At 63.4% G+C, this 23031-nt stretch carries 20 protein-coding genes and 3 pseudogenes; 12 read left to right on the top strand and 11 right to left on the bottom strand.

Annotated elements, in window-relative coordinates; all coding sequences use genetic code 11:
- Positions 1-16: 16 nt before the first annotated feature.
- Positions 17-2593: a TonB-dependent receptor plug domain-containing protein gene (locus DL544_RS08930; RefSeq protein WP_139727013.1), complete on the bottom strand. Its 2577-nt coding sequence runs from the start codon at positions 2591-2593 to the stop codon at positions 17-19.
- A 338-nt stretch (positions 2594-2931) separates the two neighbouring features.
- On the opposite strand from DL544_RS08930, the gene ftrA reads away from it, so the two are divergent.
- The 3 genes from ftrA to DL544_RS08915 all read left to right on the top strand — a co-directional run bounded on the left by ftrA (position 2932) and on the right by DL544_RS08915 (position 5037).
- On the top strand, positions 2932-3933 hold the full coding sequence (ftrA, locus tag DL544_RS08925; RefSeq protein WP_065177487.1) for a transcriptional regulator FtrA: 1002 nt from the start codon (positions 2932-2934) through the stop codon (positions 3931-3933).
- A 95-nt stretch (positions 3934-4028) separates the two neighbouring features.
- The gene (locus tag DL544_RS08920) at positions 4029-4472 is read left to right on the top strand and encodes a BLUF domain-containing protein (RefSeq protein WP_139727012.1); all 444 of its coding nucleotides are present in this window, start codon (positions 4029-4031) and stop codon (positions 4470-4472) included.
- 148 nt (positions 4473-4620) lie between these two features.
- Positions 4621-5037 (top strand): chemotaxis protein CheW, encoded by a 417-nt coding sequence (locus DL544_RS08915; protein WP_255313101.1) that lies wholly within the window; start codon positions 4621-4623, stop codon positions 5035-5037.
- 11 nt (positions 5038-5048) lie between these two features.
- Here DL544_RS08915 and DL544_RS08910 read toward each other — a convergent pair whose 3' ends face one another.
- Together DL544_RS08910 and DL544_RS08905 are read right to left on the bottom strand one after the other, a co-directional pair.
- On the bottom strand, positions 5049-5549 hold the full coding sequence (locus tag DL544_RS08910; protein WP_065185144.1) for a hypothetical protein: 501 nt from the start codon (positions 5547-5549) through the stop codon (positions 5049-5051).
- Positions 5550-5641: 92 nt separating this feature from the next.
- Positions 5642-6229, bottom strand: coding sequence for a TetR/AcrR family transcriptional regulator (locus DL544_RS08905; RefSeq protein WP_139727010.1), 588 nt, complete (start codon positions 6227-6229; stop codon positions 5642-5644).
- Between the two features lie 233 nt (positions 6230-6462).
- Between DL544_RS08905 and DL544_RS08900 the strand changes: the two are divergent.
- The 3 genes and pseudogenes from DL544_RS08900 (at position 6463) to DL544_RS08890 (ending at position 7704) form a co-directional block, all read left to right on the top strand.
- Positions 6463-6917 (top strand): annotated as a pseudogene (locus DL544_RS08900) (SRPBCC family protein).
- 11 nt (positions 6918-6928) lie between these two features.
- Entirely contained in the window at positions 6929-7243 is a 315-nt protein-coding gene (locus DL544_RS08895; RefSeq protein ID WP_005416268.1) for an ArsR/SmtB family transcription factor, read from the top strand.
- A gap of 2 nt (positions 7244-7245) precedes the next feature.
- Complete coding sequence (locus DL544_RS08890; protein ID WP_139727009.1) at positions 7246-7704, top strand: SRPBCC family protein; 459 nt, start codon at positions 7246-7248, stop codon at positions 7702-7704.
- A gap of 53 nt (positions 7705-7757) precedes the next feature.
- Here DL544_RS08890 and DL544_RS08885 read toward each other — a convergent pair whose 3' ends face one another.
- The gene (locus DL544_RS08885; RefSeq protein WP_139727008.1) at positions 7758-9044 is read right to left on the bottom strand and encodes an alpha/beta hydrolase family protein; all 1287 of its coding nucleotides are present in this window, start codon (positions 9042-9044) and stop codon (positions 7758-7760) included.
- 143 nt (positions 9045-9187) lie between these two features.
- Here DL544_RS08885 and DL544_RS08880 point away from each other — a divergent pair, with 143 nt between their 5' ends.
- On the top strand, positions 9188-9559 hold the full coding sequence (locus tag DL544_RS08880) for a DUF4180 domain-containing protein (RefSeq protein WP_139727007.1): 372 nt from the start codon (positions 9188-9190) through the stop codon (positions 9557-9559).
- Here the strand turns inward: DL544_RS08880 and DL544_RS08875 are convergent.
- The 4 genes from DL544_RS08875 to DL544_RS08860 all read right to left on the bottom strand — a co-directional run bounded on the left by DL544_RS08875 (position 9556) and on the right by DL544_RS08860 (position 13272).
- On the bottom strand, positions 9556-10338 hold the full coding sequence (locus DL544_RS08875) for a 3-hydroxybutyrate dehydrogenase (protein WP_139727006.1): 783 nt from the start codon (positions 10336-10338) through the stop codon (positions 9556-9558). The genes DL544_RS08880 and DL544_RS08875 overlap by 4 nt on opposite strands.
- Before the next feature lie 83 nt (positions 10339-10421).
- Complete coding sequence (locus DL544_RS08870; RefSeq protein WP_235645942.1) at positions 10422-10901, bottom strand: hypothetical protein; 480 nt, start codon at positions 10899-10901, stop codon at positions 10422-10424.
- Between the two features lie 78 nt (positions 10902-10979).
- Positions 10980-11711, bottom strand: a complete 732-nt coding sequence (locus DL544_RS08865; RefSeq protein ID WP_139727005.1) for a hypothetical protein — start codon at positions 11709-11711, stop codon at positions 10980-10982.
- A gap of 91 nt (positions 11712-11802) precedes the next feature.
- A complete protein-coding gene (locus tag DL544_RS08860) occupies positions 11803-13272 on the bottom strand; it encodes a DUF1963 domain-containing protein (RefSeq protein ID WP_139727004.1) in 1470 nt (489 codons plus the stop codon).
- A 281-nt stretch (positions 13273-13553) separates the two neighbouring features.
- Between DL544_RS08860 and DL544_RS08855 the strand changes: the two genes are divergently transcribed.
- Positions 13554-14129 (top strand): 5' nucleotidase, NT5C type, encoded by a 576-nt coding sequence (locus DL544_RS08855; protein WP_139727003.1) that lies wholly within the window; start codon positions 13554-13556, stop codon positions 14127-14129.
- A gap of 88 nt (positions 14130-14217) precedes the next feature.
- Here DL544_RS08855 and DL544_RS08850 read toward each other — a convergent pair whose 3' ends face one another.
- The gene (locus DL544_RS08850) at positions 14218-15057 is read right to left on the bottom strand and encodes a type 1 glutamine amidotransferase domain-containing protein (protein WP_139727002.1); all 840 of its coding nucleotides are present in this window, start codon (positions 15055-15057) and stop codon (positions 14218-14220) included.
- Between the two features lie 96 nt (positions 15058-15153).
- Between DL544_RS08850 and DL544_RS08845 the strand changes: the two genes are divergently transcribed.
- The 4 genes and pseudogenes from DL544_RS08845 to DL544_RS08830 all read left to right on the top strand — a co-directional run bounded on the left by DL544_RS08845 (position 15154) and on the right by DL544_RS08830 (position 20727).
- Positions 15154-16071: a LysR family transcriptional regulator gene (locus tag DL544_RS08845; protein WP_139727001.1), complete on the top strand. Its 918-nt coding sequence runs from the start codon at positions 15154-15156 to the stop codon at positions 16069-16071.
- Positions 16072-16615: 544 nt separating this feature from the next.
- A complete protein-coding gene (locus tag DL544_RS08840; protein WP_139727000.1) occupies positions 16616-16972 on the top strand; it encodes a hypothetical protein in 357 nt (118 codons plus the stop codon).
- Between the two features lie 158 nt (positions 16973-17130).
- Positions 17131-19784 (top strand): annotated as a pseudogene (locus DL544_RS08835) (TrlF family AAA-like ATPase).
- 415 nt (positions 19785-20199) lie between these two features.
- Positions 20200-20727, top strand: a complete 528-nt coding sequence (locus tag DL544_RS08830; protein WP_139726999.1) for a hypothetical protein — start codon at positions 20200-20202, stop codon at positions 20725-20727.
- A 166-nt stretch (positions 20728-20893) separates the two neighbouring features.
- Here DL544_RS08830 and guaA read toward each other — a convergent pair.
- Together guaA and DL544_RS08820 are read right to left on the bottom strand one after the other, a co-directional pair.
- A pseudogene (guaA, locus tag DL544_RS08825) lies at positions 20894-22458 on the bottom strand (glutamine-hydrolyzing GMP synthase).
- Complete coding sequence (locus tag DL544_RS08820; protein ID WP_171955986.1) at positions 22455-22931, bottom strand: hypothetical protein; 477 nt, start codon at positions 22929-22931, stop codon at positions 22455-22457. Before DL544_RS08820 ends, guaA begins: the two are co-directional and overlap by 4 nt.
- Positions 22932-23031: the final 100 nt, after the last annotated feature.

The raw sequence follows: 23031 nt of genomic DNA, 5'->3' as shown, positions 1-23031 counted from the left end.
GCCTTTGGCGTGAACCTCAAAACCGGTAACTGACCCGCCCGTACCAGTACGCGCCGACGTTGCTCAACACGTCGCCGTTGTCCCAGGTCGTCTCGATGCTCGCCACATCGGTGGCACTGCGCGCGTACTCCGGCACCCTGCGCGTGCGCTTGTCGAACACGTTGTTGACGCCCAGCGCCGCGCTCCAGCCCGCACCCAGCTCCACCGCACCTGAAAGGTTGGTCACCAGCACCGGCGGCTGCCTGTATTCCACGCCGTTGTTCAGGCGCTTGATCGGTCCGTAGTAGGTGAAATCCAGGTTCGAGCGCCAGCGCCCGTTCTGCCAGCCCACGCCCGCCACCTGGGTGTAGCTGGGCGTGCGGAAGCGCAGTGCGTACTCGCTGGATTTGGTCAGCAGGTTGATATTGGGCAGCCCCTGCAGCGCCGCCGGAATATCACTGACCTTCCGGATCGTGGTGCGGCCGACGTTGGCCGCATAGCTCCAGCGCAGCTTGCCCCACGCCGTTTCCTGGTTCGCTTCCAGGGTCAGCTCGACACCGCGTGTGCGGGTATTGCCCACATTGGTGAAGTAGCTGGCATAGAACGCATCACCCGGCAGGATGCTGATGCCGGCCGACCCCAGCAGTGCATCGATGGTGTTCTTCTGCGCTGCGCTCAGCACCGTGCCGCTGTTGTCGGTGATGCGCGCCGGATCCTGTGCGTTGTAGCCGATCTGGCTGGACTGACCGAGCTGGCCACGGATGTCGATCTGGTAGGCATCCACGGCCAGGTGGAACGCCGGGCTCGGGTCCCAGGTCACGCCCAGGCTGTAGTTGGTGGCCTTTTCCGGCTTCAGCGGTGTGGCACCCAACGCATTCGCCGCCGGCGAAGACACCTGTGCCACCAGCGTGGTGCCGCACGGGCAGCTGCCGGTGGCCTGGTAGAACTGCGCGCCCAGGCTGGGCGCATGGAAGCCATTGCTGACCGTCGCGCGTACACCCAGCGCATCGGTGAAATCGAAGCGGGTGGTCAGGCGGCCGGTCGAGACACTGCCGAAGTCGGAATGGTCTTCCCAGCGCGCGGCCGCATCCAGATACCAACGTGAGGTGATGTTGGCGGCCGCACCCACGTACACCGCCTTGCTGTTGCGGGTGGCCTTCACCGCGTCCGCAGTGGAATAGCCGACGAACGCTGCAGCACCAAAGCCGGTGTACGACTCCCACTGCCCCGCCCCGCGCTCGTACTGTTCATGCTGGTACTCAGCACCTGCGCTCACTTCCAGCGGCGAAGCGAATGCCGCCACCTCGAAGCCACGGCGCAGGTCGAGGTTGGCGATGCCCTGCTGGTAGTCCAGCTTGCCGTCGTAGAAATCGGTGGGCGAGCCGGGGTACTGCAGCGAGTAGTTCACCGAGTTGCGGGTATAGGTGCGCACCGTGCTGCGATTGCCGGTCAGGCTGGCGTCGTAATCCCAGCCCGCGATCTGGCCTTTCACACCTGCGGTGCCGGTGTACTGCTTCTCCTTGGTTTCCAGCACCGGCAGGAAGCCATCGGGAAACACGCTCAGCACACCCGGCGCCTTGTAGGTGGTGAAGATGGTCGCCGGCAGGCGGAAATTCTGGATCGCCTGCGCGGTTCGATCACTGGCGGTGGCATTGGCGTAGAACTGGGCGCTCTCGCCCAGGCCATGGCCCACGTTCACCGCAAACGCCTTCAGCGCATACGATGGCGAACTGAGGATGGTGTTGGCCTCGGCATCGCGGTTGGCCTCGGCCGGGTTCGGCGATGCGCCGGCCGGCAACCGGTTGTTCGGTCGCAGCGCGACCAGATTGCCGTTGGCATCTACCGCCGGATAGCTCAGATAGCCATCGATGTAGCGGCGGGTACGGATCGCGTGGTGCTGCCGCGTGGTTTCGCCCGACAGGTTGACGAAGCCATCGGCGCCCCACGGCAGGCCCACGTTGGCACGCACGCTGGTGCGCGCGCCATCGCCATCAATGCTCTGCCCGCTTTCCACGGAAAGCTCGCCACCGTGTGCCTGCGATTTCAGGATCACGTTGACCACGCCGGTGATCGCGTCCGAACCATAGATGGCCGACGCGCCATCGCGCAGCACTTCCACATGGTCGATCGCCGAGACTGGAATCAACGCCAGGTCAGCCCAGGCATGGCCGGGGAAACCGCCGCCGTTGGCACCGCTCACATAGGCACTGGCATTGCGGCGCTTGCCGTTCACCAGCACCAGCGTGTAACCCGGCGAGAGATTGCGCAGCTGGTAGCCACGGATCAGGCTCTCCTGGTCGCTCTGGTAGCCACCGATCTGGCTCAGCGACGGCAGGCTGCGCTGCAACGCTTCCAGCAGGTTGGCCTGGCCGGTCGCAGCAAGGTCCTCTGCGGAAATCACATCGATCGGGGTGGAACTGTTCTTCACCGTGCGCGTGCTGGTGCGCGACCCGGTAACGACCACCGCATCCAGCGTGGACGCTGCCACGTTGGCCGTTGCAGCGGTGGCAGCAGGATCCGCATCGGCGTCAGCCGCATGGCCAGGCGATGCGGCCAGAACGCTGGCGATCAGGACGGCGAGAGTGTTCAGCACAGGGGCGTGGGCAGCAGGCATGGGGGCTCGTGGGGGTGGGCCGGAAACACGCTTCCATTCAAGGGCCTGTTCACCCACCGCGACAGGCGCGATCGCGTCACCCAGCCGTAACATCCGGCCACCCACATGACCGCTGGTAATGACGTTAGGTGGCCGCAACGGTGCGCTGCTGCCTGTAGAGCCGAGCCCACGCTCGGCTGCTCTTCGCGACGGCGTCAGATGCATCCCCCCTGCCGGTATTGAGCCGAGCGTGGGCTCGGCTCTACAAGAGGGGAGCGACTGCTCCATATGCCTGGCAGGCATCACCTCATGCCCGCGCACCACGCAGCGCCACGCATCTCCACCCGTAGCATCAAACCATGCCCAGCCCACCCGCTGATCCCACCGCGCCGCTCGTCACCATCGTCGCCTGCCACGGCCAGGGGCTGTTCGAGTTCGGTTGTGCGGTTGGCCTGTTCGCACCGGTGCGGCCAGAACTGGGCGTGGCCTGGTACCGCACCCAGCTGTGCGCGGGTGAACCCGGCGCACTGCGCATGCTCGGCAATGTACAGGTGCAGCTGCCCTACGATCTCAGCACTGTTGATGACGCCGACATCATCGTCATTCCCGGATGGCGCGAACCCAGCGAACGCCCGCCGCAGGCACTGCTCGATGCACTCATCCGCGCCCACGCCCGTGGCGCACGCATCGCCTCGATCTGCTCTGGCGCCTTCGTGCTGGCCTGGGCCGGGCTGCTCGATGGCCGCCAGGCCACCACGCACTGGCGCCTCACCGAAGCACTCGCACGCGACTTCCCGCGCATCGACGTCCGCGAGGATGTGCTGTACGTGGATACCGGCAGCATCATCACTTCGGCCGGCTCGGCCACCGGCATGGACATGATGCTGCACATGGTGCGCAAGGATTACGGCGCGCGCGTGGCCAACCTGGTGGCCGAACGGCTGGTGCTGGCGCCATGGCGTGATGCCGAACGCAGCCAGCGTGTCAGCCGTGCCATTCCCAACGGCGAGCCCACGCGGCTGGCGAAACTGATGGAATGGATGCGCCGCAACCTGCGCGAGCCGCACTCGCTGGGCAGTCTTGCCGAGCAGGCCGCGCTCAGCCAGCGCACGCTGCAGCGGCAGTTCCTGGAAGCCACCGGCCTGTCACCCATCGACTGGCTGATCCGCGAGCGCGTGGCATTCGCCCGCGAGCTGCTGGAAACCACCGACCGGCCGCTGCAGTGGATTGCCGAGCAGGCCGGCTTTGGTTCGCAGGAGTCGTTCCGCCGGCACTTCCGCGGCCAGGTGGACGCCAGTCCTACCCAATACCGCAGCCAGCATCGCGGCGGAATTGGCGCGGATCGGTTGGTGGGCTGCTGATCCAACGCATCACTCCCCGGTGATGCGTGAGGAAAGGCTCACGGCAGGCTATGGCGGCCCACGTATAGTGACGGGCGTCACAAGAAGCCCCTTCCATGCTCCACGCATTTGCCTACTCCAGCCACATGTCGACTGGGCTTTCCGATGAAATGCTCCGGCAGATCGTGTCCCGCTCTGCCACGTTCAACCGTCGCGTGGACGTTACCGGAGCGCTGCTCGTCGACGGGCAGCGGTTTTTCCAGTACGTCGAAGGCCCGCCCGACGGCCTGGAGGCGGTCAAGCGCCGCATCCATGACAGTCGCTCGCATGCTGCCGTCGTGCCGGTACTGGACATGGCCATCAGCGCGCGTGCGGTTCCCTATTGGGCCATGACCCGCATCGAGACCGGGCAGGTCGTGGTGTCCGGCCTGGTCAATGCGCGATGGGACGAATTTGGCCATGCCGTTCCGGGCATGGATCAGCTCGTCGGCCTGCTGCGTCCGCACTTTCCGCGCATCGGCCTGCTCAGTGCGCACCATGCGTCCGTCGGATCCAGCTGAACCGCCGCCCTGCGCGCGTAGTCCCACGCGGCCGCGTGCTCCCTGCGCACGTCATCATTCAAGCCGCGTTACCCATCGTTCCTGCCAGATCCACAGCATGCCTGTACCCGCTCAACCTTCAACGCAAACACGTGCCTCGCCCGCCGAGTTGTTCGAGGTCATCGTCCTTCGTGCAGCCACGGCCCTGTTCGCGATCGACGTCCAGGCTGCCGTGGAAATACGCGGCCCCGAGACCTTCGGCCCCGCAGATCATCAGGGCCGGCGGACCCTGGAGGTACGGGGGCAGCCGTTGCCGGTAGCCGACCTGCGCAGGCTCAGCGGGCAACCGGCATTCGATGGCGGCAGCCCAGCCATGCTGTTGATCAGCGCCGGCACCGCAACCCTGGCGCTGGCGGTAGATGAAGTGCTGGAAATCGAAACACCGGACGCATCTCCAGACGCAGCCTCGCCGGCGCAGGGTCGACCGTTCAACTTCTGCAGCCGGCACGTTCGGGTGGATGCCACACGTTCGGCTGCGCTGATCGAACCGCAGTCGCTGCTGGCCGCGCTCGCGGTGCGGGACTGAGGCGCCTCTGCTCAAGGGCGCCTGCGAACCGGTTGAAACCGCATGCGCCAGCACTGCGCGGCAAAGCCGATCACAAACACCACCGTCAATCCCAGCAGCGTGTGCAGCACCACCGGCGCCATCGGCGCAGCCGCAATCGGATGCGCTGCCGGCAACCGTGTCAGCGTTTCATTCACGCCTGGCACCAGCGACAGCAGGAAGCTGAAGGACAGCGCAAATGTCGACAGGTAAGGTGCGGCGCCACCCAGCCAGCGCAGCCGGGCCGCCAGCACGCCGCCGAACGCCACCAGCAGCACGATCACTCCGAATGCGTGGCCCGGGTTGATCCCGCCCGTACTGGAGACGGTGAACGACGTTGCCACCGACAGCACCAGCCCAAGCAGGTACAGCTTGCCGGAGCGTGTCGCGGGGTCGATCGCGCGATGGCGAATGAAGGCATACAGGCCGGCGAACACCGGTACAAGGCTGACGGCCGTGTGGATCACGCCCAGCGTGGACAGAGAGTGCGACATGGAACATCTCCAAGGGTTGATTGAACCTACTAGTAGGTAGACTTCTAGATCAAAGAAAAGGCCTACGTTGCCGCAGGCCCACCACACATCCATCAGGCAGCCGCGCTCACCCGCGCGATGGCCAGCCGTGCCAGCGCAGCAAACGTCGCCGCATCGCCGAAACCGCGCGCGGCCAGCATCGCGCCATGCACCGATGACATGAACGCCCTGGCCTCATCGGCCACCGAACCCTGCAGGCGCAGTTGACCCAGCGCCGCGCCCTTTTCCAACGTGAGCGCCAACCAGCCACTCAAATCCTCGAAATGCCCGCGTACTTCTTCGGCAATCTCCGCAGGGATCATCGGCGCCTCGGCCGCCAGCATCGCGCAGATGCAGAACGAAGACGTGCCACCGCCAATACAGCTCGACCAGTAGTCCACATACGCGTTGAGCTCCTGCAGCGGGTCGTCCAGCTGCCGGTCCAGCAGCGCCAGGCCTTCGCGCGCCTCGGCCCGGTACAGCTCAACCACCGTGCGCACCAGGTCCGCCTTGCTGGGGAAATGGTGATGGATGCTGGCCTTGCTGATGTTCACCCGCGCCGACACATCGGCGTAGCTGAAACCGTTGTAGCCACCGGCCTCCAGCAGCGAACGGGCATGCGCCAGGATCTCCTGGGCTTTGGGCGAGAGCGACTCTTTCATGCCGCCAACCTACTAGTAGGTTGAATCGCTGTCAACTCCCCGCAGCCGGGTGGGCAGCATCTGCTAGTGCCGGCCGCTGGCCGGCAACTGCACGCACCCAACTCCACCGGGATGCCGGCCAGCGGCCGGCACTACCACATCCGGGCGTTCGTGGCCGGTTTTGACATGCAGGTATTTACCTGCATATAGTCCACTCAAGGGCGGCGCCTGCCGGCCCATGCGAGGAACCTGCAATGGTGGATATCACACACCGCGTCGGCATCAAGGCCCCGCTAGCCAGGTGTACCAGGCCTTGGCCACCCCCGAAGGAGTTGCCGGATGGTGGGCTGAGGATACCCATGGCGACCGCGAGGTTGGCGGCACCGTCAAGGTGCGTTTCACCAACAACGGCCAGGAAATCGGCGCCATGGAAATGAAGCTGGAACAGCTCATTCCCGGCGAGCTCGTGCTCTGGCAGTTCCTCGCCGGTCCTGCTGAATGGATAGGTACCCACGTGCGCTTCGCGCTGAAGCAGGAGGGCGACTACTGCATCGTCCTGTTCACCCACGAAGGCTGGAAGGAACGCGTCGAGTTCACCTCCCACTGCAGCACCAAGTGGGCGGTCTTCCTGCTGAGCCTCAAGTCCCTGCTGGAAACCGGCAAGGGCCAACCCAACCCCCACGACGTCAGGATCGACAACTGGAACTGAAGACGCCCCGCATGAATGCAGACAAGGTGTTCAAGGCCTTGGCCGACCCCACGCGCCGGACGCTGCTGGACCTGCTCTGCGAAGACAACGGCCAGACGCTGGGCCAGCTGTGCGAGCACCTGGACATGGCCCGGCAATCGGTCACCCAGCACCTGGGCCTGCTGGAAGACGCCAATTTGATCAGCACCGTGCGCCGTGGCCGCGAGAAGCTGCACTTCATCAACCCGGTGCCGCTGCATGAAGTCTACGAGCGCTGGGTACGCAAGTTCGAGCAGCAGCGCCTGAGCCTGCTGCATGACCTGAAACGCGAACTGGAAGGAGAATGACGATGTCCGCAGAGACCACCCGCTTCATCCACGTGATCTACATCGCGTCCACGCCACAGAAGGTGTTCGAGGCCATCACCCGCCCCGAGATCGCCAGCCGCTACTGGGGCCACGAGAACGTCTCGGACTGGAAACCCGGCTCGCGCTGGCAGCACGTGCGCGCCGACGAAACGCGCTCGGTCGAGCTGGTCGGCGAAGTGGTGGAAAGCACCCCGCCCTCGCGGCTGGTCATCACCTGGGCCGCCGCCTCGCAGGCCGACAATCCCGATGCCTACAGCCGGGTCACCTTCGAGATCGTGCCCTACCAGGACATGGTGCGGCTGACCGTCACCCACGACGAATTGGAACCCGGCAGCGACATGGATACCGGCATCCGCCAGGGCTGGCCGATCGTGCTGTCGAGCCTGAAGTCGCTGCTGGAGACCGGCAAGGGATTGGATGTGTTTGCGAAGCCGAGCTGAGTCGTGCCGCTATCGGCGGCGGAGCGCCATCCGCCGCCTGCGCCACCATCCGCTCAATCGCTCACTGTGCGCGCGCGCCCGTATTGTCCGTGCACATCCTGCTTGATCCAATCCGCCAGCAGGCGCAGATAGCCGTCGGTGATCCGCGTCGACACGCGGTTGCCCTCGGCATCGGTGCGGAACTCGACCATGCCATGGTCGGTGTCGGGGAACAGGTAGGTCTCGATCGGCTGTCCTGACGCGCGCAGGCGCGACAGGATCGAACGCGTGGCGGCAATCGGCGCGGCGCGGTCCTGCTCGGCCAGCACCCATAGCAGCGGCACCTTCAAACGGCGCAGCGCAGCCTCGGCATCGTAGTCCCAGATCAGCTCCAGGTTGTCGAAGCGCGCGCGACCGATCCGGCGCAGGTCGGCGTCGCTCATGCGCAGCATATCGCCGCTGTATTCGCCACTGATGGTCTTTGCCCACGGCGCGGCACCCACCTGCGCACGCACCTTCGCCAGCGCCTCGAAACCTTCACTGAAATGCGTGCGCATCAGCTGCGCGGTGGCCCCTGACAGCTGCCCGACCTGCGCCAACGCCGCCGCATCCAGCTGCATGCGCCGTGCCTCATCGAACAGCTGCTCGCGGTCCTCCTCGATGGGCGAGACCACCAGCCCGAAACCGATCGCCACGAAATCCGCCTGCGAACGCGTGGCCGCCAGCGGCGCGATCCAACCGCCCTGGCTGCCACCGAAGTAGCCGGCACGGCCGAAGCGGCCTTTGGCCAGTTCACGCGCCTTCGCCAGCGCCGCCGCCGCGTCGTCGGCCAGCAGCTCGAAGTTCTGCGTGTACTCGCCTTCCGAATCGCCGGTGCCACGCTTCTGGTAGGCGAACACCGAGATTCCCTGCGCCACCAGCATGCGTTGGTAGATCGCCGCCACCGCCATCGTGCGTTCCGAGCCATGCACCAGCACCACCAGCGGCCGCTTGGGATCGGCCGGACCGGCGGGTTCGATGAACTGCCCGACCAGCTTGGTTCCGGCACTGGTGAACGTTGCATCGGTATCGCGGGTGGGCAGTCGCTGCCAGCGCTGCGTGGCCCCCGCAGGCGAGCTAAAGCTGACCACATCGCCGCTGCAGCTCACCGGTGCGTTGGCATCGCCGGTGGCGCCACGTCGCCCGTCCAGCATCAGATAACGCTGCCCCGTGGCCGGTGCCGCAGCGGGTGCGCCCAGCACCACGATGTTGCCCTGCCCATCACCGTAGGCACTGGCCGTGCACAGCTCGGCGGCTGCAACCGGCAGGCCCGAACACACCAGCACCGCGCTCAACAACGAACGACTCTTCAACCCTGCCATGCCCTTCCCCATTACAGTGAACCCGCGTCGTGCAGGCGCCGGGCGCAGCCTAGCGCGTTCGTTCGCCAGATTCATGCTGCACCCGCTCGCTGTCGCCCTCTTCCACGGCCATACTGGGAGGACGATTCGGACTTCAGAGCGCCATGTACCCACACTTGGAACACATCGGCACCACTCGCATCCTCCGCGTCGACCCGCAGGGCCCGTTGCTCGATGCCGGCGCCCTACGGGACCTGGTCGGCGATGCCCTCGGGCACCAGACCGAGTGGATCGCCGTACCGGTGCAACGCCTGTCGGCAAACTTCTTCGAGCTGCGCTCCGGCATGGCCGGGCAATGGCTGCAGATGCTGGTGAACTACCGCCTGCGCTTCGCCGTACTGGGCGACGTCAGCGCCTACCGCGCACAAAGCGCGTCGCTGGATGCATGGATCACCGAGTGCAACCGCGGCCACGACGGCTGCTTTGTCGCCGATTGGGACGCCCTGCTGGCACGTCTTCCCGTGTCGGCCAGCTAGCGCGCCGTCCAGCCCCCATCCACCGGCAGCGCCGTGCCGGTGATCTGTGCCGCCGCATCCGAAGCCAGGAACACCACCATCCCGCCCAGTTGCTCGGGTGTCACGAACTGCAATGACGGCTGCTTCTCAGCCAGCAGCGCACGCGCGGCGTCCTCCTGATTCAGGCTCTCGCGCTCGGCCAACGCAGTGATCTGCTGCTCGACCAGCGCCGTTCGCACCCAGCCCGGACAGATGGCATTGGCTGTGATGCCGGTGCCCGCATTCTCCAGCGCGGTCACCTTGGTGAAGCCCACCACGCCATGCTTGGCCGCCACATAGGCCGACTTGTTTACGGAGCCAACCAGGCCGTGCACCGACGCGATGTTGATGATGCGACCGGCGCCCTGCTGCTTCATGTGCGGCAAGGCCGCCGCCGTTGCATGGAACACCGCCGACAGGTTCAGCGCCAGGATCGCATCCCACTTCTCGACCGGGAACTCCTCGATCGACGCGGTGTGCTGGATGCCCGCATTGTTCACCAGGATGTCGATACGGCCCATCGTCGCCACGGCGCGGTCGATCATCCCGCGCACCGCCTCGCCCTTGGAAAGGTCGGCACCGTCATGCGCCACCTGTACACCGAACTCAGTTTCCAGTTGGGTACGGATGCGCTCGATTTCCGCTGCGTCGCCAAAGCCATTCAGCACGATGTCGGCGCCCTTCCGCGCCAGCGCCGTGGCAATGCCGAGACCGATACCACTGGTGGAGCCGGTGACCACCGCAACCTTTCCAGAGAACATGGGCGAGCTTCCGTTGGGTGTAGGCCGCCAGTGTACCTACACGGGCCAACTCCCTTTAACTGGCGTCCCATGACGACCCACCGCTAGAAGCGGATGCCCGCCGGATCAACGGTCGCCAGCGGATTGGCCTTCCGTACCGCCTCCAGGAACAGCAGGAAATCCCGATTGAACAGCGTCAGGTTGTTGGTGAACGTCACACACTTTCTCCCCGATGCTCTGCTGAGGCACACCTGCCAGACATAGCGCCCGTAGATCTTGTCGGACGTTCGTGTGACTGAGGTGATCTGCGAGAGCGGAACCGCCGTAGGCACCGGCCCACGCTGCAGGTAAAAGGACGCCGCATCGAAGAAGTAGTGCTCGCGATCCTCTTTGCCATCCACCATCACCAAGGTCATGGACCTGCCGGAAATCCGGCGCGGAGCATGCAAACGCAGCCCCGATTTCACGGACGAGCGAGCACTTGCTGCCATTCGCCGAAGGGTGAACCAGAGGATCACCAACGGAAGCGCCGCAAGGACAATAAAGCCTACGGTCTTCAAAACAGTTTCCAGCGTGCTGGGCACACAGATCTCCAGGATGAACGTTCAGGCGATGCCCAAGTAGATCCACGCCATGCGTGGATGCTCTCCCTCAGCGCCCCATCACTTCCAATGATCCGGCCCCAGGAACGGCAGGCTCAACACAAACACCGGAACCGCCACAGGGATCAGCGCCGCGCCGAGCACCTTGCCCGCCGCCGAACCCACACCCTGCGTGTCCTCCCTCTCCGGCAGGATCCGCTGCGCCCGCGCATTGATCGGCTGTGCCAGCTTCCCCTTCTCTGCCAGCGCCGCAGCATCCGGCAACTTCACCCGCTCGCCGTCGCCCTCGAACAGCGCGCTGTAATAGCTGCCGCCCTTCCTTGAAAGATTGCAGGCCCGGTCAAACGCCAGCGCGTAACGGGTCCGGTCCATCGGCAGGTAGTAGCGTGCCCGCTCCTCCACGGCCTTGGCCTCACGCGAGGGGACCTCAATCCGCTCCAGCTTGAACTGCGCGGCCTGCTCCGCCGTCACCTGCTCCGGCCGCAGCAGCAGCGCATAGCTGCCGTGCACCTTGGCCTTGTTGGCCGGGTCGCGCCAGTCCTCATGGAAGTACATCTGCGCGCAGGCCACCGCCTCGCGCAGCGGGCTGTCCATCAGCGCGCGGTACTCACGGAACGGCGCGGCATTGAAACGCATCGGCTCGTCATAGCGCGGCAGCAGGTACAGCTGGCCGTCGTCGGCCACGAACGCACTGGTGATCTCGCGGCTTGAGGCGTGCTCCTCCGGGCCACTGGCACAGCCGGACAGCAGGCCAAGGCACAGGGCGGAGAGAATGAAGAAGGACGTTCGCATGTCGTGTTCGAGGGCTTCCCTGGGAAAACGGCCCCGCCCGGAGGGACGAGGCCAGCCCGTCATGGTGCCATGCCGGGCTTGCCATGCCCAATCAGTGCGACTCCACCACACCCACGACGCGGTCAAACCTGCAGTTGCGCAGGTCCTCACGACTCAACCAGAACGTGGCCTGGCCACAATCACCAAAGACCAGGTCAATCGCCGGGTCACACGCCAACTGCAGCAGGCAGACCGCGTCGCCCTCGCCTTCCACGTCGGGCACGATGCCGTGCAAGCGCGGTACGTGCCCCAGCATCTGGTGCACCCGCGTCTCGGCGCAGCGCTTGCGGCCATCAGGCAACGTGCCCAGGCTTTCATCAAACGGCAGATGTTCGTCCTGCAGGTGGCGGTACATCAGTGCAGGTATGCGCGCGGCCGCAGCCGGCGAGCCCGCCGCGTAGGCAACTGCCGCCAGCAGTCCCTTGGTGAACGCCCGGCCCATGCCCAGGTCGGTCAGCGTCATACGCTCGAAGTCGTCGCTGATCTGTCCGATAATCCACTCACGGAATGCCTCCCGCGTTGCATCATCCGGGGCTTCATCCAGACCAACGGCGGCGGCGCGCTTCACCCACGCGCGTACGTCGGCGTAATCGATTTTCCCGCGCTTGCCTGCACGCCGTTCATTACCGATCACCCGCGAAAGGCGGTCAATGATGATGCCTACCTGGGGAAAATCGGTCTGGTAACGCAGCCATTGCACCGGGAACGTCCACGCAGGTGACTGCGGGCGCTCCCATTCCGTGGCGGCGTCCGCGCGCGGAAACAGGCCCGTGGCCGCCACCACCGCACCCAGCCGCATTTCGTCCCGGCGCGAGGGGTAGATCTCGTAATACGGCCGATCCTCCTCACCCGGCGGCAGCCCCAGCTCATCCGGCCAGGTATCCATGTGCCGCGCCACCAAGGGCCATTGAACATGCACGCACGGCCCGTCTTCCTCAGGCAGCAGCCATGCAGGATTGCGGTGCGCATGGTCCGAAGGGCCTTCATCCAGAATCGGCCGCATGCCGTCCGGCAGCGCACGCACGTGCTGATCGGCCGCGACCTCGGGCGCGTACAGCACACGCACGCGTTGCTGTGGTTCGTCCGTGTCCCATATCTGTTCTTCGTCGTTCATGGCGAAGAAGAACAGCATGCCTTGCGAGGGCATATCGGGATCCACGCGTGGCAGCTCGGCGCAATCGATCTGCGCCAGGAAGTGCATCGGCGCCGCTTCGCCGCAACTCTCGCCAACCGGCCAATCCATCCCATCGGGCAATTGCGGCAGACCGCCTAGACGGCTGCGAACCCTGGGGAATGCCGCCGGCGGGTAGAAACGCTGCAGCACCAGGGCCGGGGTGCGGTGCTTGGCGAAGAAGGCCTCAAGCACGGCTTCGGCATGGTGGTCGCGCTGGTCGGCGTGGTACATTGAATCTGCCTGAGCATCCATTTCGGCGACGTCCTTTTGAGTCTGGATCGACCACCACAGGTATATCATCACCCGGCCTGCCTGTAGCGCCCGGCGATGATCCAACCACCAGCGCACCAGATTGCTCCTTGGTTGGCGAAATGAGCCAGCCGCTGCGGGCCGTGCGTCTTGCCCAAGGGCCAGGTCAGCCACCCGGCAGGCCTTTGAAGAAGCGCCGCGACATAAGCCGCATTTCCAGCATGCCGATTACGGCATCCGTGGGTCGCCGGCCCCTTCAGCCGTGCCGGCGCAGTCGGCATCGCGATTGCTGCCATGTTTGTCGCATTCGCCAAACACTTTGCCCCGCTACTGGGGAACCGATGAAGAAGAAAGCCCACTCTTGAGAGGAGAGCGCGTAAATGAACGCTGATGATGTGAAGTCAATACCGATGATGGACCCGCTCGCGAACCAGCACACCGGTGGATCAAGTGCATCCAGACGCACCATCTACGTAGATCTTGATGGCGTAATGGCCGACTTCGAAGCGGCATTTCCCGCCCTGTTTGGCCTGGACCACCGCGTGCTTGCCGACGATGAAATGTGGAGGCACATCAACAACCACCCATCATTCTTCCGCGACCTTCCGCCGATGCACGGTGCAGTAGAGTTCTTCCACAGCATCCACCACTTGAACCCGGTGATTCTCACGGCCTGCCCGAAATCGAACTATCCACTCGCTGCCATGCAGAAGCGGCAGTGGGTCCGCGAGCACCTGTCAGCAACCTGCCTGGTGTTGCCTGTGCTCGGCGGCAGGCACAAGCCTCTTTTCATGCACCAGCCAGGCGATGTTCTGATCGACGATTTCGAAGCGAACTGTGATGCCTGGACAGCGGCCGGAGGCGTGGCGATCAGGCACGCCGGCGATTGGACTGCGACGCGTCACGCGCTTTCCCAGATTGAAGATCTGTCAGGGGCAGCGCTCGCGAAGGGCTGATGCCCTCTCTTCCGACCACGTTGGCACTTCCATAGACAGGCCGAGGCGCTGGCCCCTCGGCCCAGAGCTGGCAACCTGCTGTGCAGCCCTACTTCAACCGCTCCACCAACCGCTGCCCCACCTCCAGCGCCGACGCCGGGTTCTGCCCGGTAATCAGCTCGCGGTCCACCACCACATGCCCGGTCCACGGCGCGGTGTTGCTACTGAACTTCGCACCCGCACGCTGCAGCGCCGTCTGCGGGTAGAACTTCATCTCACCGCCGCCCAGCAGCGGCTTGGCCTGCGCTTCTTCCTGGTTGCTGATCACCGTCATCTGGTAGCCGCTGTAGATCCACTTCGGCGTGGCCGGCATCGCACCGGCTTCCAGCTTTGCCACGAAACCCGCAGCATCCGGCAGCGTGGACAGCAGCGCGATCGGCCCGTGGCAGACCAGCGCGGTGGTCTTGTTGCGCTGGTGGAAGTCGGCCAGCAGCCGGCCCAGCGCCGGGCTCTTCAGCAGGTCCTGCATCGGCGCGTGGCCACCGGGAATGTAGACCGCATCGAAACGCGCGTAGCCCTGCTGCTCGACGCGCGCCAGGCTGACCACCGGCAAGGCCGTCGGCGAGGTCAGCGCCAGTTTCTCCAGCAGGTCCTTGTACAGCGTCATCTGCGCGGCATCGTTGCCGAAGTAGGCCGGCGTCACCGAGGACGCATCCACCGTCGGCGCCCGCCCCTGCGGCGTGGCGAAGGTCACCTCGTGGCCCGCGTCCAGCAGCAGCTTGACCGGCTGCATCAGCTCATTGAGATAGAAGCCGGTGGACAGCACCTTGCCGTCCTTCAGGTCCAGGTGGTTTTCGTCGGACAGCACCACCAGCACGTTGGCGGCGTGCGCGCCGGTGGCGGCCAGGGTCAGGGCCAGCGCTGCCGCCAGCCGGGTCATCAGGTTCATGGGGAGCTCCTATCGGGGAATGGCGGCCACTTTATTCATCGCCTCAGCGGCGATAAATTGGCCCCATCGCAAAACATCTGTTCCCCGGAGAGCCAAATGAGCCGCAAGTTCGACTACCTGGGCGATGTGGAGGTGTTCCTGGCGGTGGTCGAGCACGGCTCGTTCACGGCCGGCGCGGTCGCGCTGTCCACCACGCCCTCGGTGCTGAGCCGCGCGGTCACCCGCCTGGAAGCGCGGCTGGGCCGGCAGCTGCTGCAGCGGACCACCCGCCGCGTGGGCCTGACCGACGCCGGGCGGCTCTATCTGGAACAGGTGCGCACCGCCTTCGGCCTGCTGGACGACGCCGAGCGCGACGTACTGGCCCAGGACGGTGCGCTGGCCGGCCGCGTGCGCCTGAGCGTGCCCACCACCTATGGCCACTACCGGCTGCCGCCCGTGCTGGCGCGGTTTGCGCAGCAGTATCCGCAGGTGCAGGTGGAACTGAACATCACCAACCGCAACGTGGACCTGGTGGCCGAAGGCTTCGACCTGGCCATCCGCCTGGGCCAGCTGCCGGACAGCGGGCTGGTGGCGCGAAAGCTGGAAGACGCCCCACTGCTGCTGGTGGCCGCGCCGGACTACCTGCAACGCCGCGGCACGCCGCAGACGCTGGACGATCTGCAGCAGCACCTGTGCCTGCCGTTCGTGATGCCGCGTACCGGGCGGCTGGCCCCGTGGATCTTCCGAGACGACGGGCGCGACGTGGACTGGCCGCCGCGTTCGTCCATCGAGACTTCCGACGATGTGCTGGGCGTGGTGTCGCTTGCCGAACAGGCCATTGGCATCTGCCAGAGCTATGAGTTCATCGTGCGCGAGCGGTTGCAGCGTGGGGAGCTGGTGGAGGTGCTGCCGCAGTTGCGGGGAAGATCGCGGCCGTTCTCGGTGATCTACGCGCCGCATCGGCGGCAGTCGGCGGCGGCGCGGGCGATGATTGAGTTGCTGGTGGAGAATGCGGCTGAGACTGGCGTTGGTTGAAGCTGCGAGGTTCGCTGGCGTTGTCGGAATTGAACCGATTTTCTGGGTGTGCGGATGATCCGGCGCCGCTGCTCGTCGAGGCGGACTAAGAACCGTTGCAAAGAAGGCTGTCGCGCTATTCGCTTGTGGCATGGGCGATTGCGCCACTTTGATTCGCCATCAGCAGAGCAGCTACGCGAATGCGTCTGCTGGCGTCGCGTGCTGCACGATTGGCGCGTGCAACAATAGTTCTTCGCTCTCGGATTCCGCGATTCCTTCGCGAATTTCTATTGGCATTCGAAGCGGCTGCGTAAACACCATGGCGCGCCACCGACAACGGGTGGCAGCGGGCGTCCAAACCCGAGACAGATAGTTGTTTACGCTTGCCCGTCGGCACCGTCCTTAACCGGTGCCGGCGGGCAATCCGTCGGCCTTTATGGCGGGCGGTGCGTGGGGGTCTTCGGACCCGCCGGTTATTGACAACTGTCTGTCCCGGTTTGGAACCCGCACCGTCCGCCACCCCTTCGCGGTGGCGCTGTTAAGCACAGCCACGGAAGCCGACGCCATGAACGAATCCGACACCTTCTCTTCGTACACCGCTGTTGAACCCATCAACGACGACACTCCCCTGCCCGACCTGAACTCCCTGCTCGGCATCCTCAAGCGCATGCGCGGCTGCGAGGGGGCGGATGGGCATCCTTGGCCAGAAACCGATGTATCACCCGGCCGCCGCGTGAGCCTGGCGAGGACCGAGCGCGCGTTGGTGGGGCTGCTGACGGTGCTGGAGGTGCTGCACGCAGCGGACCGCTGCCGGGTGGCAGCGGAGCCGGAGCGGCATCTGGATGAGGGGGTTGTGGATGGGTTGTTTCTGGCTTGCCGGGGGCTGGTTGAGTGGGCTTGTCGGGAGGTGAGGCCGGACTGAACTCCAATTGCGATTCTTGGGACAGGTGGGCACTCTGCCATTACGGCAGCGCCCGCCTCCGACCAGAGGCAGACAAACACCGCTCGAACGAACTAATCTATCTTGAGAATATGTAACGTGACTTAGAGCATTGGTCCGGACAATCAAGGGCAGCAACGATGACCCAGCAGTTCACTTATGCAAGCTTCTGGCGCTGCGCGTTACAGGTTAATCCCGTCGGCTATACTGGCACCTACAGAGGCGTCGATCACGGACTGGACGAGAGCAACTACAACAAGGCCTTACTTCAAAAATGCCTTGAGCTAGGCATTAAGGTTGTTGGGCTTGCTGACCACGGCAGCGTAACCAGCGTTGATGCCTTACGAAAGACCCTGCAGCCGCACGGCATCGTAGTTTTCCCGGGTTTTGAGATCGCCTCTAACGACAAGACTCACTATGTCTGTCTTTTCCCAGAAGAAACGAGCGTACAACAGCTTGAGCGTTACCTTGGCAACCTTAAGCTACATGATCCAGCAGATGGAATCAGGCCATCCCGTCTGAGTTCAGAAGAACTGATCGAAGAGATCGATGTACTCGGCGGCTTCATCTACGCAGCACATTGCACGCAGGAAAGCGGGCTGCTGAAGAATCGGCTGAACCATGTATGGAAGAATCCCAAGCTGCGCGCAGCCCAGATCCCCGGCGGGATAGACGATCTCACTGGTGTCGAGAGCGATTTCTATCGCAAGGTATTCTTGAACAAGAATGATAGCTATCGGCGCGAGCGACCCATGGCAGCGATTAATGCCAAGGACGTTGCCAGTCCTGACGACTTAGATCAGCTGAACGCAACTTGCCTAATCAAGATGACGCGGCCCACCTTTGCTGCCTTCAAGGTTGCCTTTCTCGACCCCGGGTCGCGCGTCCGCCTTAATTCCTATAAGACGCAAAGCCCAATTGGCAGATTGAAGCGGGCTCTCGTGAACGGTGGCTATCTCGATGGCCTTCAAGTGGACTTCTCGGATCATCTCAACACGGTGGTTGGTGGTCGTGGAACGGGAAAATCAACCTTGCTCGAGTGCATTCGCTTCGCTTTGGATCTGCCCCCCAAAGGAAAGCAGGCTCAGAAGCTCCACCATGAAATCATCAAGGAGAATCTTGGGCGCTCATCCGGTCGCGTCGAGCTAACAGTGATCTCATCTTCACAGAACGGTAAGCAGTACACAATTTCGCGCCGTTTTGGTGAGCCACCGACATCCCGTGACACGGACGGCAATGTCTCCACGCTTGTTCCACGCGACTTACTCCCTGGCGTCGAGGTATTTGGTCAAAACGAGATCTACGAGCTCGCCCAAGATGAAAGCAGCCGACTCCAGCTGCTGGATAGATTTCTTCCCCGGGACGACGGATACGGAGCGACGAATGATCTCCTTCACAAGCGCCTGAATGAGAACCAGCAGAAGCTCACGAGGTCCCTGGCCGATCTTGACGAAGTTAACGGACAGACCGAGCGATTGCCGAAGCTCGAAGAGCAGCTTCGCGGATTCGACGAACTCGGGATCAAAGAGAAGCTCGCCACCACCCCACTGCTTGCTCGCGAGCGAGAGATTGCCGGAGGCGCAACTGACGCTATGCAGAGCTTTCGTAACGTGCTCTCGGATGCGCGCGCCGGCTTGCCCAATCTCAATTTTCTCAATGATGATTCGCTTGACGGGCTACCGGACATTACACAGCTTCTCGATTTGCGCGCCACGCTTAATGAACTCACCCAAGGGTTCTCAGATCACTTGAATGCCTTGCAAATGCTGATTGAAGATAAATCGCAACAGCTTACTTCAAAGCACGACGCATGGCGGCAGGCGATTCAGAAGCACGACGCTGAGTTGGAGAAGGCGCTACGAACGTTACCCGCCGCCGCTGGAAAGAGCGGACAGGAAGTCGGCGTTACATATCAAACGTTGACTATCGAGATCGAGCGCATCAAGACCTTGAGCTCGCGCGCAGCTTCCTACAAGTCCCAGTGCGACTCGCTACGTCAGGATCGACGAAATCTGCTAGGCGAGTTGTCCAACCTGCGCGCGCAGCGTGTACAAGCATTGCAGAAGGCCGCAAAGACGCTGAGCAGGCGACTTGACGGCAAGCTCAAGGTAGAAGTTGTACCGGAAGCTGACCGCACTTCGCTTGTGACATTTCTCCTTGACTGCAAACTAGATGGAGTCGGTGAGAAGCGCCTCGGGTTCATTCATGACGCCGATAGCATCAGCCCACTAGCCCTCGCCAGATCGATAGAGAATGGATCGTCCGCCGTACAACGAGATTGGGGTGTCACGCAGGTTGTTGCTGACGCGCTTACCAGACTCACAGGCTCTCAACAGATGGAACTGGAGACCTTGGAACTAGAGCACCGCGTTGAGATCTATTTGAACGTCGCCCACGGCGAATCCGAGCCAGTGTTCCGACCACTCGGCAAGCTCTCTACTGGGCAGCAATGCACGGCGATCCTGCACATGCTACTACTCGAGAACACGGACCCCCTTCTCATGGATCAGCCTGAGGACAACCTGGACAATGCGTTTATTGCGGATCGAATTGTCACTGAACTGAGGGAGGCCAAGACAACTCGCCAGTTCCTATTCGCGACTCACAACGCGAATATTCCGGTGTTCGGCGATGCCGAATGGATTGGCGTATTCACCACCTCTGATGGCCAGGGATATCTCAGCCCGGAAGCACAGGGTTCGATTGACGTTCCAGCGATTCGAGATCAGGTCGCTAACCTGTTGGAAGGGGGCGGGAAGCCTTCATCCAGCGAAAAGAGAAGTACGAGTTCTAACGTTACGAAGCTGCTCTGAAAGTGCCTCAGAACTTCCCAGGAAATTGGCACCTCTCGAGAGGCCAAGCCGAAGTAGCCGGTTGTAGCCCAAGAAGTGGGATTCAATGTGAATCATCCTAACGCGACAATGCAGATATTTCGAGAATAAGAGAATTTCAAGACAAAGAAGGGAAATATGCGATTGACAGAAACGAGGAGGTTTGCTGAGGCGCTTGGAAGCTGGATGCACTTTGAGGCTTGCTGCTTCAGAGCGGGGCTCTTCTCCGAAAGCTCGTTCAAGAGTGCAATAGGGAGTGTCGCGAGCTCTTTACATGCGAGGCACAAAGCGGCCCGCGTCCATGCTGACTACCCACTTAGCTCCATCCAGAAGGTCCCAGATGCGGAGCGAAAAGCCGGTGGCGGACGAAAGCGGAGCGTGGACTTCGCGATCATCTACGATGACGGACGGGAACCGCCGTCGGATCCGGAACTTCTAATTGAAGCGAAATGGGCCGGATCTTCACACTGCACCATCGCGAACATCACGGCCGACTTGATTCGCCTTTGCATCATGAAGAAGGCGCATCCAGATGCCACTTGCATGTTCGTACTTGCGGGGCATGCCCGGGATGTGGACAAAGTTCTGTCACGAAGGCCATTCTTAGGTGGCCGGAAGGATGCCATTCGTACTGATGGAAGTGGAACCATCAGAAAGTTCAAGTTTCTACCCAAGAACTCAGAGCATCAGCATGCCTTCGCCTCTGCGATTTCGAGCTTTCATGCGGTCAATCTTCGCGTACCGATAGCGTTCTGCACTTCCGGCAGTGCGCCCTATCCATCAGCACCAGCAAAGTTCAAGGCAGCTGCGTGGGAAGTGCACAGCGTGGACCCACAGAATCTCGCTGTGGGCGATTGGAAGAAGCCCAGAAAGAGGTCAGAGCTTGCAGAGAACGCGATCCTATGACCCTGCTCGCCCGGTCTTGCTGTGTACGTTATGAGTGACACTGACCTCTTCTACCTCACCCCCTATAGCAGACCCCTTTATTGGCCGAAGGCTGGAATTCCTACGGAGCAGTTCCATCTCAACTTGAACAAACAAGGGCGCCTCTCGGCGCCCTAGTTCTCTCAACTCATTCCCACTCAATAGTAGCCGGCGGCTTCCCCGAGATGTCATAAACCACCCGCGACACCCCCGCAGCTCATTGATGATCCGGTTGCTCACCGTACCCAGGAACTCATACGGCAGATGCGCCCAATGCGCGGTCATGAAGTCAATCGTCTCCACCGCACGCAGCGCAATCACCCACTCATAAGCGCGCGCATCACCCACCACGCCCACCGACTTCACCGGCAGGAACACGGCAAACGCCTGGCTGGTCTTGTCGTACAGGTCGGCCTTGCGCAGCTCATCAATGAAGATGGCATCGGCCTTGGCCAGCAGCTCGGCGTACTCGCGCTTCACTTCGCCCAGGATACGCACGCCCAGGCCCGGGCCCGGGAACGGATGGCGGTAGACCATGGTGCGCGGCAGGCCCAGCTCAACGCCCAGGCGGCGCACTTCGTCCTTGAACAGCTCGCGCAGCGGCTCCACCAGGCCCAGCTTCATGTGCTCCGGCAGGCCACCCACGTTGTGGTGGCTCTTGATCACATGCGCCTTGCCGGTCTTGCTACCGGCCGACTCGATCACGTCCGGGTAGATGGTGCCCTGCGCCAGCCACTTGGCGTTGCTCAGCTTGTTCGACTCTTCGTCGAAGATCTCAACGAACAGATTGCCGATGATCTTGCGCTTGGCTTCCGGGTCGCTCACGCCTTTCAGCGCGGCGAAGTAACGGTCGGCGGCGTTCACGCGCACCACCTTTACGCCCATGTGCTCGGCGAACATCGCCATCACCTGGTCGCCTTCCTGCCAGCGCAGCAGGCCGGTATCCACAAACACGCAGGTCAGCTTCTCGCCGATGGCCTTGTGCAGCAGCGCGGCCACCACGGACGAATCGACGCCGCCGGACAGGCCCAGGATCACTTCGTCATCGCCCACCTGTTCGCGCACGCGGGCGATCTGGTCGTCGATGATGTTGGCGGCGGTCCACAGGGTCTGGCAACCGCACACGTCCACCACGAAGCGGCGCAGCAGCGCCTGGCCCTGCAGGGTGTGGGTCACTTCCGGGTGGAACTGCACGCCGTACCAGCGCTTTTCTTCGTTGGCCATGGCGGCCACCGGAATGCGGTCGGTGGTGGCGGTGATGGTGAAGCCCGGCGGCGCAACGGAGACGTGGTCGCCGTGGCTCATCCAGACATTCAGCTTCGGCTCGCCGCCGTGGTCGCTCAGGCCCTTGAACAGTGCATCGGGGTTGATCACGTTCACTTCGGCGTGGCCGAATTCGCGCTGGTCAGCGGCTTCGGTGGCACCGCCCAGCTGTGCGGCCAGGGTTTGCATGCCGTAGCAGATGCCGAAGATCGGCAGGCCACTGTCGAACACTTCCTGCGGTGCGGCCGGCGCACCGGGCAGCGTGGTCGATTCCGGGCCACCGGACAGGATGATGCCCTTGGCGCCAAACGCAGCGATCTCGGCCGGGTTGTGGTCCCACGCCCAGATTTCGCAGTAGACGCCCAGTTCGCGGATGCGGCGGGCGATCAGCTGCGTGTACTGCGCGCCGAAATCGAGGATGAGGATCTTGTCGTTATGGATATTGGTCATGGTGCCGTTCCAGTGGTGTTTTTCGCAGCGCCCGGCGCTTCGAGGCTCTGCGTCAGCGTGGCGATGAACGCCTCGCGTTGTTGAATATGTGAGGGGTCTTCCTCGTCCCAGCGCAGCATCAGCAGGCCGTGCGGTGCGTTGGGGTTGGCGCGGTCAGCGCGCGGCAGCTCGGCGATTTCCTGCACTTCGGTGCCAGGTACGAGGCGACGTTGCAGTGCGGCCATCGAGAAGCCCGAATCTGCAGCGCCCCAGGACGCCCATTGCACGCTCATCCGTGCGGGCTCCAGCGCGCCCAGTACTGGCGTCAGCACCGGATCATCCGGCCCGTGCAGCAGCTCGGTAATGCATTGCAGCGTGACCTGCAGCGGGCGCTCACCGGTGCCTTTCAGCAGCCAACGCTGCGCGCCAGCGGCCTGCACCTGCCAGCCCTTCGGCAGCGAGAACGCGTTCTGGCACGCCTGTACGTCCTTCACTTGCGAAACCGCCGCGCCCGGAGACCCGGAGCGCGGCGGCGGTTCGGACAACGAACAGCCTGCCATCAGCAGGCTGCCCGTAATCGCAAGAGCAGTTCGC

Source organism: Stenotrophomonas sp. pho, from assembly GCF_006228405.1.
Lineage (GTDB): Bacteria > Pseudomonadota > Gammaproteobacteria > Xanthomonadales > Xanthomonadaceae > Stenotrophomonas > Stenotrophomonas sepilia.
Note: the sequence above shows the minus strand (reverse complement) of the source record. Positions and strands in the feature narration are given on the sequence as shown.